Raw genomic sequence first — 14446 nt, forward strand, 5'->3', positions numbered from 1 at the left:
CACAGACTTTTCTATGGTGCATCGCAAAAATGTCTGAACGAGATCCAATAAGTTTGCAGGCGGCATTGCGTTCAGCGATCTGGGCTAAAGACCTGACGCCGGAACAAATGGCGCGCGTTGAGGCCGATACGTTTGAAACCTTTGTACCGAAAGGTGGTTATGTCTGTCGCAAAGGGGAAATGGTCGAGAATTGGCTGGGTATTATCGACGGTCTGGTCAAGATGAATAATTTCTCTTCTACTGGTAAAAGCGTGACGTTTACCGGTGTGCCACCGGGTGGCTGGTTTGGCGAGGGCACGGTTTTAAAAAACGAGGTACTTAAATATGATGCGATGGCGTTGCGCGATAGCCGTATCGCGCGCATGCCAGCGGCGACGTTTATGTGGTTGCTGGATAATAGTTTGCCGTTTAGCCGGTTCTTGCTAATGCAATTGAATGAACGGCTAGGCCAGTTTATCGGTACGGTGGAGAATGACCGGTTATTGAATCCAGATACGCGAGTGGCGCGGTGTCTGGCATCTTTATACCATGCGCATTTATATCCGAGCTTGGAGAAGATCGTACATATATCGCAGGAGGAGTTGGGGTTATTATCCGGCGCCTCGCGCCAGCGCGCGAATCAGGCTTTGCAGCTGTTGGAGAAACAGGGATTGCTTAGTCTGGATTATGGCGGCATCCGCATTCTGGATTTGGAGGGATTACGGCGTTATGAGGCTTAGCGGCTTTTTTTTCGTTCAGCTTATGCCAATTATTAGCGCGTACGCGCCAAATCCGAGCACGACAGCCCACTCAAGCCGCATTGCGCAGCCGCTCCTGCCAACGGTCCTGCACCTCCTGAAGCCGAATCCAACTGCCCACCGATCTGCCGACGACTTTAGAAAGACGCTCAGCCATTGCGGACGTGATGCGGGTCTGGGCATTTAAAAGTCGATTGACCGTGGAGGCGGATACGCCTAATTGTTCTGCAAACTGGCGTCCACTTACTTTATTAGGTTCCAAATACCGTAATTTAATAAATTCTCCAGGTGGCATGGGGTTGTACATTTCCATTAGTGATAATCCTCGTAGTCGATAACAACAGCATTTCCTTGGTCGAATTCAAATGTTAGCCGCCAGTTTGCATTGACTTTAACAGACCGGCGTGGAATTTTAGTTTTGATAAAAGATGCAAGTGGAAACCAGATTCATTCATCTCTTCACTTTGCTTGGCAGAATCCAGTGCTGTTAGTAAATATTGCAGCCGCGCTGCGTGATGCGGCTGTATTCCCGCGAGCGAACCGGTCTCATAAAACTGGCGTCACCCCTTGGGCCGGAATGAGGCGATCATGATCAATATAGACCCGCGTGGTTAACACAACAAGCTGGGCCATTTAAACATTCCGCCACCACAGTCGTTCAGCGACAGATCATGTAATCGCGGTATCATGGGACCAACTATTTAGGCCTTCCCATGAATACTCCAGACCCCTCCCAAGTCGCCGAGCGCCTGGCGCTGTTGCGGGCGGCGATGCGTCAGGCGCATATCGATGCGCTGATGATCCCGTCAGCCGATCCGCACCTGTCCGAATACCTGCCCGAGCGCTGGCAGGGGCGCGAATGGGCGTCCGGATTTACCGGCTCGGTCGGCACCTTGATCATTACGCCGGAGTTCGCCGGCCTGTGGACCGACGCCCGCTACTGGACCCAGGCCGAACAACAACTGGCCGAAACCGGCATCCAGCTGATGAAGCTGACTTCCGGCGCCAGCGTGCAATATGTTGACTGGCTGGCAAGTCACCTGAAATCCGGCCAGACGCTGGCGGTTGACGGCGCCGTGCTCGGCCTGGCCATCGCCCGTCTGCTGCAAACTGCGCTGGACGCCAAAGACGTCACCCTGCGCACCGACGTCGATTTGCTGCAACAAGTGTGGCAAGACCGCCCACCGCTGCCCGCTGCGCCGGTTTTCGAGCACCTGCCGCCGTACGCGTCGAAAAGCCGCAGCGGCAAATTGGCCGATTTGCGCGGCGCCATGCAGCAGGCCGGCGCCAACCGCCACCTGATTTCGACGCTGGACGATATTGCCTATTTGTTCAATTTACGCGGCGCCGACGTCAACTTCAACCCGATTTTCCTGTCGCACGCCCTGGTGACGCCCACCCGCGCCACGCTGTACGTCGCCGACGGCAAGGTGTCGCCCGAGCTGCGCACCGCGCTGGCCGATGAAGGCATCGACGTCGCCCCGTACGAATCTGCCGCCACGGCCCTGGCCGCGCTGCCGGCCGACAGCACGCTGCTGCTCGACCCGCGCCGCGTCACCCACGGCACCCGCCAATGGATTCCGGCCAAGGTCAAAGTGATCGAAGCAATCAACCCGACCACGCTGGCCAAGTCGCGCAAGAGCGAACAGGACGCCATTCACGTGCGCGCCACCATGGAGCAGGACGGCGCCGCGCTGTGCGAATTCTTCACCTGGCTGGATCAGACCTTGGCTAACCCGGACCGCGCGCCGCTGACCGAAGTCGCTATCGACCAGCAGATCACCGCCGCCCGCGCGCGCCGCCCCGGCTTCGTCAGTCCCAGTTTTGCCACCATCGCCGGTTTCGGCCCTAACGGCGCGATCATGCATTACCGCGCCACCGCCGCCCGCCACGCCACGATTGAAGGCAACGGCCTGCTGCTGATCGACTCCGGCGGCCAGTATTTGGGCGGTACCACCGACATCACCCGCGTGGTGGCGGTCGGCCGCATCGGCGATGAGCACCGGCGCGATTTCACGCTGGTGCTGAAGGCGATGATCGCGCTGTCCGCAGCCCGCTTCCCGCGTGGGACCAAGTCGCCGATGCTGGACGCCATCGCCCGCGCGCCGCTGTGGGCCGAAGGCCTGGACTTCGGTCATGGCACCGGTCACGGCGTCGGCTACTTCCTGAATGTGCACGAAGGGCCGCAGTCAATTTCGCCATCGACCATGCCGGAACCACAGACCGCGATGGAGCCGGGTATGATCACGTCGATTGAACCGGGCTTGTACCGGCCGGGCCGCTGGGGCATCCGCATCGAGAACCTGGTGCTGAACCGCAGCGCCGGCCAGACCGAGTTCGGCGAGTTCCTCAATTTTGAGACGCTGACCCTGTGCCCGATCGATACGCGCTGCATCGAACCTACGCTGCTGCGCGACGACGAAAAGCGCTGGCTGAACGATTACCACGCGACGGTGCGCAAGCGCCTGTCGCCACTGCTGTCCGGCGATGCGCTGGCATGGCTTGAACAACGAACGGAGATTTTATGAGCGCACGCGCAACTCGCGCCACCACGGCAGTCGATCGGCTGAAACGCCGCAGCGGCAATGAAAAATATTCGATGTCGGTGACCGGCAGCGGCCACTTCTTCCTGTCCGACGGCGCCGGCAATCCGCCGCTGTGCCCACCGATGGAACTCGACGACTTCGTGGCCTTCGTCAAGACCATCTCCCCGGAAGCGCCCAAGCGCATGAGCAAACTGGATATCGCCTTCGAAAAGCAGCTGGTTAAAAAATAACGTCAAAATAAAATAAGGCTTCACATGCCCGCATTCGACTTTCTGTCCGCTTACTGGTCGCATTCCGAACTGGCCACCAATGCGGTGATTTTGCTGAATTTGCTGGGCGCGTTGGCACTGGGGCTGATGGTGGGCTACGAGCGCTCGTACCACGGCCGCGCTGCGGGCATGCGCACCTATGGCCTGGTGTGCATGGCGTCGGCCGGGCTGACGGTGATCGGCGGCTATCCGGCGCACTGGTTCGGTGGGCATGTGTCGCAGTACCTGATCAGCTCCGATCCGACCCGCATCGTGCAGGGCATCGTCACCGGCATTGGCTTCCTCGGCGCCGGCGTGATCATGCGCGAAGGCTTCAACATCAGCGGCTTGACCACGGCGGCGTCGATCTGGGCCTCGTCGGTGATCGGCGTGATGGTGGGTGTGGGCTTTTATGCCGGCGCCATGGGCCTGGCCTTGCTGTGCGCCGGTTCGATGATCTTCCTGACGCGGCTGGAGGCCTGGCTGCCTTCGCGCCACGCCATCGCCATCACCATGCGCTTTAAGGCCGGCTACAAGCCGCAGGAGCCGGCGCTAAGAGCCATGGCGGGGCAGCGCGGCTACGAAATCGCCGGCGGCTCGCTGATGATCGGCAGCGATGGTGGCATGCAGGAGTGGCGCTTTGTCGCCATCGCCTTCAGCAAGCGCAGTGGCGCGCCGATGGCGGTGCTGTCGGCGGAACTGGCGGAATTCGAAGGTATCCATAGCTATCAACTGACTCACGCACGTAACTGATATGAACGCACAAGCACAGGCGGTATACGATTTCTGGTTCACCGGCGACTTGCCGCGCAAAGCGTGGTTTCAAAAGGACGACGCCTTCGACCGCGAGATAGCCCGGCGCTTCGGCGCCGAGATCGAGCAGGCGCTGGAGGGCGGCCTGCATCACTGGGACGCCGAGGGACCGCAGGCGGCGCTGGCGCGCATCCTGGTGCTGGACCAGTTCTGCCGCAATGTATATCGCGGCACGCCGCTGGCTTTCGCTGGCGACCATCAGGCCTTGCAGGCCGCGCTGGACATGATCGACGCCGGCGAGGACCAGGCGCTGGCGCCGTTCGAGCGCGCGTTCGTGTATATGCCACTGGAGCATGCCGAGGATATCGCCATGCAGGAGCAGGCGGTCAGGCTGTTCACGCGCCTGGCCGAGGCGCAGCCGGGCAATCAGGGCATCGCCGGCATGCTGGATTACGCGGTGCGGCATGAGCGGGTGATCCGCCGTTTTGGCCGCTTCCCGCACCGTAACGAAATTTTGCAGCGCGAATCGACGCTGTCTGAACTGGAGTTTCTCAAGCAGCCGGGATCGGGCTTCTGATGGCGCCTGCATTGAATCTGATCGGCGCCGGCCATGTGGGCCGCGTGTTTGGACGTTTGTGGGCGGAGCAAGGGAGTTTTCGCATACAGCAGGTGCTGACGCGCTCCGCAGCGTCCGCGCAGCAGGCGGTCGACTTCATCGGCGCTGGTAGCGTGGCGACGGCTTACGCGCACTTGCAGCCGGCGGCGGTGCATGTGCTGGCAGTCGGCGACGACCAGATCGCCGCCGCCAGCGAGGCCTTGGTGCGCGCCGTGCCGCTCAAGGACAGCATCGTGTTCCATTGCAGCGGTGCGCTGGCGTCTGACCAGTTGCGCGCCGCGCGCGAAGCCGGCGCGTTGGTGGCCAGCGTACATCCGATCCGCAGCTTTGCCGATCCGGCGGCGGTGGCTGCCCAATTTTCAGGCACTTTCTGCGGCATTGAAGGCGACGACGGCGCGCTGGCGGTGCTGACGCCGGCCTTGCAGGCGATCGGCGCGCAGCCGGTGACGATCAACGCGTCGGCTAAAACCGTGTATCACGCGGCGGCCGTATTTGCGAGTAATTACCTGGTGACGGTGCTGGACGCGGCATTGCGCGCGTATCAGGCGGCCGGCATTCCGGAACCGGTGGCGCGCCAGTTGGCGCAGCCGCTTGCCAGCGAATCGATGGCAAATGTGTTCCGGCTGGGGGCGGCAGCGGCCTTGAGCGGGCCGATCGCGCGCGGCGACCTGGCCACCGTGGCCCGCCAGCAGCAGGCTGTCAGTCAGTGGGATGCGAACACGGGAGCGTTGTATCAGTCTCTTGTCGGTCCGACCACAGCATTGGCGGCCAGAAAGCAGCAGAAATAGGGCTTCCTCGCGTATCTTCTTGCAAATTACTACTTAACAACTATATTTCAACTAGTTAGCCCTCTTGTCCGGGACAAGCTAGTTGCAGTTGTAATGACACGAATTCACAAATAAGTACCGGGATCAGTCGACAAACGGCACGATTAGCAATAAGCTTGTTTCTTAGAATGTTTTCTACAAGAATCAATCTGCAAGCTAACCGGCGCCAATTTGGATAGTAGGGGTAAGAACATGTTATTTCTGAAAAGTACGACCGTCACGAAAGCGCCTGGCATTTACGACGTAGACATTGCCGCAAAACCGCCTGGCAAGACCTTCGGCGTGTTCCTGGCCACCGACCCGGACAATGCTCCCGCCGATGTGCTGGCCCAACTGGCCGCGCTCGGCTTCAAGCAAACGTATAGCGGCGGCTACACCCACAAGGACCGCGGCAAGGTACTGGACCTGCACTTCCAGAAAGCCGGCACCGATCTGTTCGAAGGCTGGAAGGCCGATGAACTGGAAGCCAATATGGCGGCCATCACCGCGCTGTTCAGCGGCATCGGCATCACCATCGCGCCACGCGTCATGAGTTTGGCTGAAGCTTACGCTTAATCACGCCTGCACATCGATGTGATACAAGCCCCAAGGGCACAAGCCAAACCGCTCCGTTAGCGGTTTGGCGGCCATCTCGGCCACCTTGTCCGCATCGTACACCGCCCACAGCGGTCCCAGCCCGCCCAGCGCCATTGGCGCGCCATCCAGATGGGTGGCGACGATGTAGCGCTGCGCCGTGGCCTGGGCCACCGTTACCGTCACCGCAAAACCATCCACCGCGCGCAGCACCAGTTTGGTATTGCCATGCATCGTGGCGCCGGCCGCTTTCATCACGTCCACCAGCAGCGGACCGCTTAGGCCATGCGGCTTGGCGTCGTATTCCAGCGTCGGCTTGATGGTGATGGACGGCAGCGCGCTCAGCGCCGCGTAGTCGAAGCCATGCGCGCGCTCAAAACTGAGCTTTTGCTTGTACATCATCTGATCGCGTACCGGATCGAGCTTGCCCCGGTTGGGCTTGCTGATGGCGCCAGTCACGGTCAGCAGGGTAGGGCCGTTGTCGATGGCGGCGCGCGCCGGCAAGCTGACGCTGGCGGACACGCCGGCCAGCGCGGCGGTGCCCAGGAACTGGCGTTTGTTCATGCGAAAACTCCTTGATTGCGTGATGCCGGTATCATACCGCGCATGGACTTATTTGCCGACGACACCGCCCTCACGGCCATCCCCATCGAGGATGGCGAACTGTGGTTCCAGCAGCGCCTGGCGCTGGATCTGGCGCCGGACGAGGTGATGCGCCGCCTGCTGGCCGAAACCGACTGGCGCGCGGAGCAGATCCAGGTATGGGGCAAGCTGCACATGCAGCCGCGTCTGTCGGCCTGGCATGGCGAGGCCAGCTACCGCTATTCGGGCAAGACCTTCCATCCGTTGCCGTTCACGCCGCTGCAACTGCACATCAAGCAGCAGGTCGAACAGGTCACCGGCCGCCGCTTCAACAGTGTGCTGCTCAACTACTACCGCGACGAGCGCGACAGCATGGGCTTCCACGCCGACGATGAGCGTGAACTGGGTCCCGATCCGGCGGTCGCCTCGGTCAGCTTTGGCGCGCCGCGCACCTTCATTCTCAAGCACCGCACGCTGCCGAAGACGATCAAGCTGGCGCTGGGTGACGGCTGCCTGCTGCTGATGGCGGGCACCCTGCAACAACACTGGCTGCACGGCATCAACAAGGAACGCACGCCGCGCGGGCCGCGCATCAACCTGACCTTCCGCATGATTATGTGACGGTGTGGCGCACAGTTCACACGCGGCGGCAAGACGCCGCCCGGACTGCTATCGTAGTCTTCTCACCCGGGGAGGACCTATGCTTAGCAAGATGAAAGTCGGTACCAAACTCATCAGTGGTTTCACCATCGTGGCGGTAATCGGCGCCATCGTCGCCTGTATCGGCATCTTCAGCATGAGCCGCTTCAACAGCGCGGCCGACGCCATGTACCGCGAAGACATGCTGGGGCTTTCCTACATCAAGGAAGCCAACATCAACCTGATCTACGTGGGCCGTTCGCGCACCACCTTTCTGGCCGCCACCTCGGCCGAAGAACGCAACCGCATCCGCGCCGATGTCGGCAAATATCTCGACGCCATGGACGACTACCTGGCCAAGGCCAAGCCGCTGTTTGTCTCGGCCGAAGGGCAGCGCCTGCTGAACGAATACGTGGCGCCGTCCAAGGAATACCGGCGCGTGATTGTTGCCGCACTGGACCAGGCCGAGCGCGAGCCGCTGGCGCAGCGCAGCGAGGAAACCAACCGCGCGCATTTGCTGGCGCGCACGCAGGCCGATAACCTGGACAAGCTGCTGGACGGCCTGACCGACCTGAAGGAAGCGCGCGCCGGCGCCAAGGCGCAGGACACAGCCAGGCTGTACCACTTCAGTCTGACCTTGATGATCGTACTGGTGCTGGGCAGCCTGCTGATCGGCCTGTCGCTGGGGTGGCTGATCACGCGCGCGCTGACGCGCCAGCTGGGCGGCGAACCGGCCGCTGTGGCTGGGGTGGCCACCAGAATCGCCGACGGCGACCTGACTGTCGATGTTGATCTGCGGCACAACGATCAACGCAGCGTGCTGTATGCGATGAAATCGATGCGTGACAGCCTGGGCGGCATTGTCGGCCAGGTGCGCAGCGGCACCGACACCATCGCCACCGCCTCGGCGCAGATCGCCAGCGGCACGCAGGATTTGTCGGCCCGCACCGAACAGCAGGCCGGCGCGCTGGAAGAAACCGCCTCGTCGATGGAGGAGTTGACCTCGACGGTGAAAGCCAACGCCGAGCACGCGCGTCAGGCCAATGAACTGGCGCGGTCGGCATCGAGCGTGGCGCAGAAAGGCGGCTCGATGGTGGATGACGTGATCGGCACCATGGGCGCGATCAACGAATCATCCAGCAAGATGGCCGACATCATCGGCGTCATTGACGGTATCGCCTTCCAGACCAATATCCTGGCCCTGAACGCGGCGGTGGAAGCAGCCCGCGCCGGCGAGCAGGGCCGTGGATTTGCGGTGGTGGCGTCGGAGGTGCGCACGCTGGCGCAGCGCTCCGCCACGGCGGCCAAGGAAATCAAACAGCTGATCGATGAGTCGGTCAGCAAGGTCGGCGCCGGCGCGCGCCAGGTGGACGAGGCTGGCGTAACAATGCGCGAAATCGTCGCCAGCATCCAGCGCGTGACCGACATCATGGCCGACATTCAGGCTGCCAGCCACGAGCAAACCACCGGCATCGAGCAGATCAACCAGGCCATTGTGCAGATGGACCAGGTGACCCAGCAGAATGCCGCGCTGGTGGAAGAATCGGCGGCGGCGTCGGAAGCGTTGCAGGAGCAGGCGCGCAAATTGTCGGAACTGGTGAGTATTTTCCGGCTGGCGCAGGGCGCCGCGCCGCGCATCGTGGCCACACCGGCGGCCTATCCAGCAGCAAAACCGGCGCCGAAACCCGCCCTCAAATTACCCAAACCGGCTGTGCGCAAGGCCGTCGTTAAGGAATCGACAACGGATTGGGAGGAATTTTAAGCTATCCTTAAGTTTGGCGCATCTTGAAATTTCCCAATGATCATTTGGCTTACATCTCGTCACACTTCTTACTAATTCGGCCGTGACGTTGGTTGGCTGGAGTGCTATCTTGGATACATCGCAATTCAATAGCAACTGCGATCCCAAGCAAGTCCGTTCCAATCATTTTGCTGAAAGATCAAGATCATGAAAAAAATTATCTTTGCTTTAGTCGCTTCCGCCGCCGCTCTGAGTGGTTCCGCAGCTTTCGCCCAATCCAATACCCAGGATGCAGCCGGTACCGGTTACATCGGTGCAGGTGTGGTTGGCAGCCGTTATGACTTCGGCGACTCCGTCGGCGCCGGCGCCGTCAGTGGCGATAACCACAGCGGTACCAAGGCAGCTGGCAAGGTCTATGGTGGCTACAACATCGACAGCACCTGGGCAGTGGAAGCCGGTTATACCGACTTCGGCAAACGCAGCTACAACTACACGCAGAACGGCGCTGCCGGCGGCATCAACACCGACGCGCACTCGTACTATGTCGCCGGCAAAGGCACCTGGCCAGTGGCGCGCGACTTCGCCGTGTTCGGTAAGCTGGGTGTGGCCCGCAACCACAACGAAGTGACCACCTCAGGCATCGCTTCGGTCAATGGTAGCGACAACAAGACCGCACTGTACGCATCGGTGGGCGGCGAATATGCCATCAACAAGAACGTCAAGGTTTCGCTGGAATATGAAAACTACGGCAAGAGCGACATCGATACCGGCCGTAAAGCCGGCGCCGTCACCGCCGGCCTGCGCTACAACTTCTAAGCGCACCGCACTATAAAAAAGCCGGGCCTGTCAACGCAGGTCCGGCTTTTTTTATGGTTGGCGCACTTCGGCGGGGAGGCGGATGTTGACCAGTTTCCAGTCGAGCAGTCCCTGGCGGTGCAGCACCAGTGCCAGTTGCTTGTCGTCGTCGGCGAGGCGGACGATCAGGGTGTTGAGGCCGGTGCGCGATGAGGTCCATTGCGGCTGTTGCGTGGCGCTGTCGTCGGGAAGGCCCGCGTGTTTTTGCTTCGGCTTGAAGACGCCGCTGCGCATCGCCAGCATCACGGTTTCCGGCCGCACGAACGCTTCCGTTACCTTGTCGACCACCAGTTGGCCCAGCTTGCTGGCGAGGATGTCGCCGGCGGGCGAGGCGGGATCGGCCGTCATGGCCGTCAACTGTCCCTTCAGGTTGTCGCGCAGCTGCGGGTAGTCGACGTGGCGGTTGAAGGCGTCGGCATCGCCCGCCTTGGCTGCGGTTTGCAGCTGGTAGACCGTGACGTAGGGCGAGAAAAACCAGTAACCTGCCAGCGCCGCCACCACCACGGCGACGTAAATGCGATTCTTGTCGAGAGCCATGCTGTTCCACAAAAGATGAAAAAAAGCCCGAAAACCGGAGGCTTTCGGGCTGGGCTGATTAGTTGGTCAGCGGCTTGTAGCGGATGCGTTTCGGCTTGGCGCCTTCTTCACCCAGGCGTTTCTTCTTGTCGGCTTCGTACTCCTGGTAGTTGCCGTCGAAGAAGGTGACTTGCGAGTTGCCTTCGAACGCCAGGATGTGGGTGGCGATACGGTCCAGGAACCAGCGATCGTGGGAAATCACCATCACGGAACCGGCGAATTCCAGCAGCGCATCTTCCAGCGCGCGCAGGGTTTCGATGTCCAGATCGTTTGACGGTTCATCCAGCAGCAGTACATTGCCGCCCTTGAGCAGCGTCTTGGCCAGATGCAGGCGGCCACGCTCACCACCGGACAGGTTGCCAACGATCTTCTGCTGGTCGCCGCCCTTGAAGTTGAAGCGGCCGAGATAGGCGCGCGACGGCATTTCGAAGCGGCCCACGCTGAGGATGTCGGCGCCGCCGGAGACGTCTTCAAACACGGTCTTGGCATCCTGCAGCTTGTCGCGGTTCTGGTCGACAAGCGACACGCGCGCGGTCTGGCCGATCACCACTTCACCGCTGTCCGGTTGATCCAGGCCGGCGATCATCTTGAACAGCGTCGACTTACCGGCGCCGTTGGGGCCAATGATGCCGACGATGGCGCCCGGCGGAATCGTGAAGGACACGTTGTCCAGCAGCAGGCGGTCGCCGAAGCCTTTCGACACGTTCTTGAATTCGATCACTTCATTGCCCAGACGCTCGGCCACCGGGATGAAAATCTCCTGGGTCTCGTTGCGCTTCTGGTATTCGTACTCGCTCAGCTCGTTGAAGCGGGCCAGACGGGCTTTCGACTTGGCCTGGCGCGCCTTCGGATTCTGACGCGACCATTCCAGTTCTTTTTGCAGCGCGCGCTGGCGCGCCGATTCGGTGGCTTCTTCCTGCTTCAGGCGGTCTTGCTTCTGATCCAGCCACGACGAGTAGTTGCCCTTCCATGGAATGCCATGGCCACGGTCCAGTTCCAGGATCCACTCGGCGGCGTTGTCGAGGAAGTAGCGATCGTGGGTGATGCCGACCACGGTGCCCGGGAAGCGCAGCAGGAACTGCTCCAGCCATTCGACCGATTCCGCATCCAGGTGATTGGTTGGTTCGTCGAGCAGCAGCATGTCCGGCTTGGACAGCAGCAGTTTGCACAGCGCCACGCGGCGTTTTTCACCGCCGGACAGGATGCCGACCTTGGCGTCCCATGGCGGCAGGCGCAGCGCGTCGGCGGCCATTTCCAGTTGCAGGTTCAGGTTGCCGCCGTCCGACGACGAGATGATCGCTTCCAGGCGCGCCTGCTCGGCGGCCAGCGCGTCGAAGTCGGCGTCTTCGTCGGCGTAGGCGGCGTATACGGCGTCCAGCTTGGCTTGCGCTTCAAACGCTTCGCCCAGGCCCGATTCCACTTCCTGGCGCACGGTTTTTTCCGGATCCAGCTGCGGTTCCTGCGGCAGGTAGCCGATGTTCAGGCCCGGCATCGGACGCGCTTCGCCCTGGATGTCGGTGTCGATGCCGGCCATGATTTTCAGCAGGGTGGACTTGCCGGAGCCGTTCAGGCCCAGTACGCCGATCTTGGCGCCCGGGAAGAAGGACAGCGAGATATCTTTCAGGATCTGGCGTTTAGGCGGGACGATTTTGCCCACGCGATTCATGGTGTAGACGTAATTGGCCATTACTGAGGCTTTCTAAAAAAATAAACAATGCTGATTGTACAGGCGATGGCGTGCATTATAGGCGCGCCGCCGGCCAGGCGGCACGCGCGCGCCATCGCCGCAGCGCTTTATTTCAGCGCCGTGCTGGCCGGCACCACCGGCAGCAGGACCGAGCTGGCGCCGGCTGCGCCGCGCTGCACCGAGATCGTCGCTTTTTGGAAATCTTCCGGTTTGGCGAAGAAGATATTCGGCACAAAGGTCTGCGGATTGCGGTCATACAGCGGGAACTGCGACGACTGGATCTGCACCATGATGCGGTGGCCCGGCTTGAACACATAATTCACAGTCGGCAGGCGGAATTTGTATTCCTGCACCACGCCGGCCGGAATCGCCGTCGGATGCTCGAAGCTCTGGCGGTAGCGGCCGCGGAAGATATCCTGGCTGATCGCCAGCTGGTAGCCGCCCATTTCCGGCTGCTCGGCCACAAACGCCGGGAACACGTCGATCAGCTTGACGACGAAATCGCCGTCGGTGCCGGTGGTCTTGGCGAAGATATCGGCCATCGGCGCGCCTTGCAGCGTGACCGGCGCGGTCAGCACCGGCGTCTTGTACGACAGCACGTCGGTGCGGGTGGACAGTGCGCGCTGGTCCTGCAGCAGCCAGGTGGTCCAGCGGTCATGATCGGCAAAGCTGAGCGGCGGCGCCAGGAACGGCACCGGCTTGGCCGGATCGGAGACATAGCTGTCCTCGCCGGCCGGCGCCGGCTGGAACGCCAGGCCGCTATCGGCTTGCAGGTACAGCGGCGTCAGCTGGGTGGTGCCCGGCCAGTCGGCGAATTTGTCCCACTGCTTGTTGGAGGCGTTGAAGATCATCACCGGCGCCAGCGGTTCGGCCGGTTTGCGGTCTTTCAGGTAGGTGTTGAAGAACGGGATCAGCACGTCGCGGCGGAAGTCGGCGGCGGTGTCGCCATTCCACTTGAGCGGGCCCAGGCGCTCGGCGGCGCGGTTGATCTGGCTGTGATACCACGGCCCCATCACCAGGTGGTTATTGCCGGCCTTGCCCTTGGCCTTCAGCGCTTCCCACGCGGTGATGGCGCCGTACATGTCTTCCTGGTCCCACAAGCCTTGCAGCCACATGGTCGGCACGTTGGACGGCTTGGCGGTCATCATCTTGTCCACCGCCTGCAATTGCCAGAAGGCGTCGTAGGACGGATGGGCCGCCAGGCGGTTCCAGAAGCCCAGCTGGTCGAAGCCGTGCTGTTTAGCCCAGTTGCCGGCGGTGCCGGCGTCGAGGAAGGTCTGGTAATCGTCAGCGCCGGGACGCGGCACATTGCTGCCTTTGCCGGTCTTGCTGGTCTGGCCGGAGAAATAATCGAGGTTGACCTGACGGAAGGCGCCGTAGTGGAACCAGTCGTCGCCCATCCAGCCGTCGACCATCGGGCTTTCCGGCGCCGCCACCTTCAGCGCCGGGTGCGGGTCGCGCAGCGCCATGGTGACGGTCCAGCCGTCGTAGGACGAGCCGATCATGCCGACCCGCTGGTTGCTTTCCTTGACGTTCTTGGTCAGCCACTCGATGGTGTCCCAGGCGTCGGTGGTGTCATCGGTCTTGGTGGTGTTGAGCGGGCCGATCGGCGGGCGCGTCATCACATACTTGCCTTCCGAGCCGTACTTGCCGCGGATGTCCTGGTACACCAGGATATAGCCGTCGTCGACCCATTCGCGGTTGGCCGAGCGCACCGCGTCGCGCAAGCCCAACGGGCCTTTCTGCGCAAAGCCATCGGCATCGTAGGGCGTGCGTTCCAGCAGCATCGGCAGCGCGCGCGCGCCGTTCGGCACCATGATCACGGTATGCAGCTTGACGCCGTCGCGCATCGGTATCATCACCTCGCGCCGCACGTAGTTGTAGGCTTCCTCCGGGGCTTTCCATTTGGCCGGAATATCGCTGCCGAGCTGGATCATGGACGCGTCCGGCGTCTGCGCCAGCGCCGCGTTGGCGGCCAGTGCCGTGGTGAGGAGGAGGGGGAGAAGATGTTTACGCATGCCGCAGGCCCTTTAAGTACTGTGTGGAAAGTCGTTCAATTGTAGACC

Annotated in this window: 15 protein-coding genes; 10 read left to right on the forward strand and 5 right to left on the reverse strand. The window is 61.6% G+C overall.

The features are described from left to right. The first annotated feature begins 29 nt into the window (after positions 1-29). Positions 30-719, forward strand: a complete 690-nt coding sequence (locus tag HH213_RS11605) for a Crp/Fnr family transcriptional regulator (protein ID WP_169112348.1) — start codon at positions 30-32, stop codon at positions 717-719. 70 nt (positions 720-789) lie between these two features. Here HH213_RS11605 and HH213_RS11610 read toward each other — a convergent pair whose 3' ends face one another. Continuing rightward, entirely contained in the window at positions 790-1050 is a 261-nt protein-coding gene (locus HH213_RS11610; protein ID WP_169112349.1) for a HigA family addiction module antitoxin, read from the reverse strand. Between the two features lie 400 nt (positions 1051-1450). Between HH213_RS11610 and HH213_RS11620 the strand changes: the two genes are divergently transcribed. The 6 genes from HH213_RS11620 (at position 1451) to HH213_RS11645 (ending at position 6282) form a co-directional block, all read left to right on the forward strand. Further along, a complete protein-coding gene (locus HH213_RS11620) occupies positions 1451-3265 on the forward strand; it encodes an aminopeptidase P family protein (protein WP_169112350.1) in 1815 nt (604 codons plus the stop codon). Further along, the gene (locus HH213_RS11625; protein ID WP_110846104.1) at positions 3262-3513 is read left to right on the forward strand and encodes a hypothetical protein; all 252 of its coding nucleotides are present in this window, start codon (positions 3262-3264) and stop codon (positions 3511-3513) included. Before HH213_RS11620 ends, HH213_RS11625 begins: the two co-directional genes overlap by 4 nt. Positions 3514-3537: 24 nt before the next feature. Next, entirely contained in the window at positions 3538-4284 is a 747-nt protein-coding gene (locus HH213_RS11630; protein ID WP_110846105.1) for an MgtC/SapB family protein, read from the forward strand. A gap of 1 nt (position 4285) precedes the next feature. Further along, entirely contained in the window at positions 4286-4861 is a 576-nt protein-coding gene (locus tag HH213_RS11635) for a DUF924 family protein (RefSeq protein ID WP_169112351.1), read from the forward strand. Beyond that, positions 4861-5688, forward strand: coding sequence for a Rossmann-like and DUF2520 domain-containing protein (locus HH213_RS11640; RefSeq protein ID WP_169112352.1), 828 nt, complete (start codon positions 4861-4863; stop codon positions 5686-5688). Before HH213_RS11635 ends, HH213_RS11640 begins: the two co-directional genes overlap by 1 nt. Before the next feature lie 231 nt (positions 5689-5919). Next, positions 5920-6282 (forward strand): hypothetical protein, encoded by a 363-nt coding sequence (locus tag HH213_RS11645; RefSeq protein ID WP_169112353.1) that lies wholly within the window; start codon positions 5920-5922, stop codon positions 6280-6282. Here the strand turns inward: HH213_RS11645 and HH213_RS11650 are convergent, their stop codons facing one another. Next, a complete protein-coding gene (locus tag HH213_RS11650) occupies positions 6283-6864 on the reverse strand; it encodes a putative pterin-binding protein (RefSeq protein ID WP_169112354.1) in 582 nt (193 codons plus the stop codon). Between the two features lie 42 nt (positions 6865-6906). Between HH213_RS11650 and HH213_RS11655 the strand changes: the two genes are divergently transcribed. From HH213_RS11655 to HH213_RS11665, 3 genes are all read left to right on the forward strand, one after another. Next, positions 6907-7503, forward strand: coding sequence for an alpha-ketoglutarate-dependent dioxygenase AlkB family protein (locus HH213_RS11655; RefSeq protein ID WP_110846110.1), 597 nt, complete (start codon positions 6907-6909; stop codon positions 7501-7503). 79 nt (positions 7504-7582) lie between these two features. Then, on the forward strand, positions 7583-9283 hold the full coding sequence (locus HH213_RS11660) for a methyl-accepting chemotaxis protein (RefSeq protein ID WP_169112355.1): 1701 nt from the start codon (positions 7583-7585) through the stop codon (positions 9281-9283). 186 nt (positions 9284-9469) lie between these two features. Beyond that, complete coding sequence (locus tag HH213_RS11665; protein ID WP_110846112.1) at positions 9470-10078, forward strand: outer membrane beta-barrel protein; 609 nt, start codon at positions 9470-9472, stop codon at positions 10076-10078. A 51-nt stretch (positions 10079-10129) separates the two neighbouring features. On the opposite strand, the gene HH213_RS11670 is transcribed toward HH213_RS11665, so the two are convergent. The 3 genes from HH213_RS11670 to HH213_RS11680 form a co-directional block, all read right to left on the reverse strand. Continuing rightward, positions 10130-10654 (reverse strand): DUF2939 domain-containing protein, encoded by a 525-nt coding sequence (locus HH213_RS11670; RefSeq protein WP_169112356.1) that lies wholly within the window; start codon positions 10652-10654, stop codon positions 10130-10132. A gap of 58 nt (positions 10655-10712) precedes the next feature. Further along, positions 10713-12380: an energy-dependent translational throttle protein EttA gene (gene ettA, locus HH213_RS11675; protein WP_110846114.1), complete on the reverse strand. Its 1668-nt coding sequence runs from the start codon at positions 12378-12380 to the stop codon at positions 10713-10715. A gap of 107 nt (positions 12381-12487) precedes the next feature. Beyond that, positions 12488-14398: a CocE/NonD family hydrolase gene (locus tag HH213_RS11680; RefSeq protein WP_169112357.1), complete on the reverse strand. Its 1911-nt coding sequence runs from the start codon at positions 14396-14398 to the stop codon at positions 12488-12490. Positions 14399-14446: the final 48 nt, after the last annotated feature.

It is taken from the genome of Duganella dendranthematis, from assembly GCF_012849375.1.
Lineage (GTDB): Bacteria > Pseudomonadota > Gammaproteobacteria > Burkholderiales > Burkholderiaceae_D > Rugamonas > Rugamonas dendranthematis.

Excerpts from the sequence above, each read along its gene's own strand:
- HH213_RS11640 (WP_169112352.1), top strand. The coding sequence starts at position 4,861 with ATGGCGCCTGCATTGAATCTGATCGGCGCCGGCCATGTGGGCCGCGTG.
- HH213_RS11650 (WP_169112354.1), bottom strand. The coding sequence starts at position 6,864 with ATGAACAAACGCCAGTTCCTGGGCACCGCCGCGCTGGCCGGCGTGTCC.
- HH213_RS11635 (WP_169112351.1), top strand. The coding sequence starts at position 4,286 with ATGAACGCACAAGCACAGGCGGTATACGATTTCTGGTTCACCGGCGAC.
- HH213_RS11665 (WP_110846112.1), top strand. The coding sequence starts at position 9,470 with ATGAAAAAAATTATCTTTGCTTTAGTCGCTTCCGCCGCCGCTCTGAGT.
- HH213_RS11670 (WP_169112356.1), bottom strand. The coding sequence starts at position 10,654 with ATGGCTCTCGACAAGAATCGCATTTACGTCGCCGTGGTGGTGGCGGCG.
- ettA (WP_110846114.1), bottom strand. The coding sequence starts at position 12,380 with ATGGCCAATTACGTCTACACCATGAATCGCGTGGGCAAAATCGTCCCG.
- HH213_RS11680 (WP_169112357.1), bottom strand. The coding sequence starts at position 14,398 with ATGCGTAAACATCTTCTCCCCCTCCTCCTCACCACGGCACTGGCCGCC.
- HH213_RS11660 (WP_169112355.1), top strand. The coding sequence starts at position 7,583 with ATGCTTAGCAAGATGAAAGTCGGTACCAAACTCATCAGTGGTTTCACC.
- HH213_RS11645 (WP_169112353.1), top strand. The coding sequence starts at position 5,920 with ATGTTATTTCTGAAAAGTACGACCGTCACGAAAGCGCCTGGCATTTAC.
- HH213_RS11620 (WP_169112350.1), top strand. The coding sequence starts at position 1,451 with ATGAATACTCCAGACCCCTCCCAAGTCGCCGAGCGCCTGGCGCTGTTG.
- HH213_RS11625 (WP_110846104.1), top strand. The coding sequence starts at position 3,262 with ATGAGCGCACGCGCAACTCGCGCCACCACGGCAGTCGATCGGCTGAAA.
- HH213_RS11630 (WP_110846105.1), top strand. The coding sequence starts at position 3,538 with ATGCCCGCATTCGACTTTCTGTCCGCTTACTGGTCGCATTCCGAACTG.
- HH213_RS11655 (WP_110846110.1), top strand. The coding sequence starts at position 6,907 with ATGGACTTATTTGCCGACGACACCGCCCTCACGGCCATCCCCATCGAG.
- HH213_RS11610 (WP_169112349.1), bottom strand. The coding sequence starts at position 1,050 with ATGGAAATGTACAACCCCATGCCACCTGGAGAATTTATTAAATTACGG.
- HH213_RS11605 (WP_169112348.1), top strand. The coding sequence starts at position 30 with ATGTCTGAACGAGATCCAATAAGTTTGCAGGCGGCATTGCGTTCAGCG.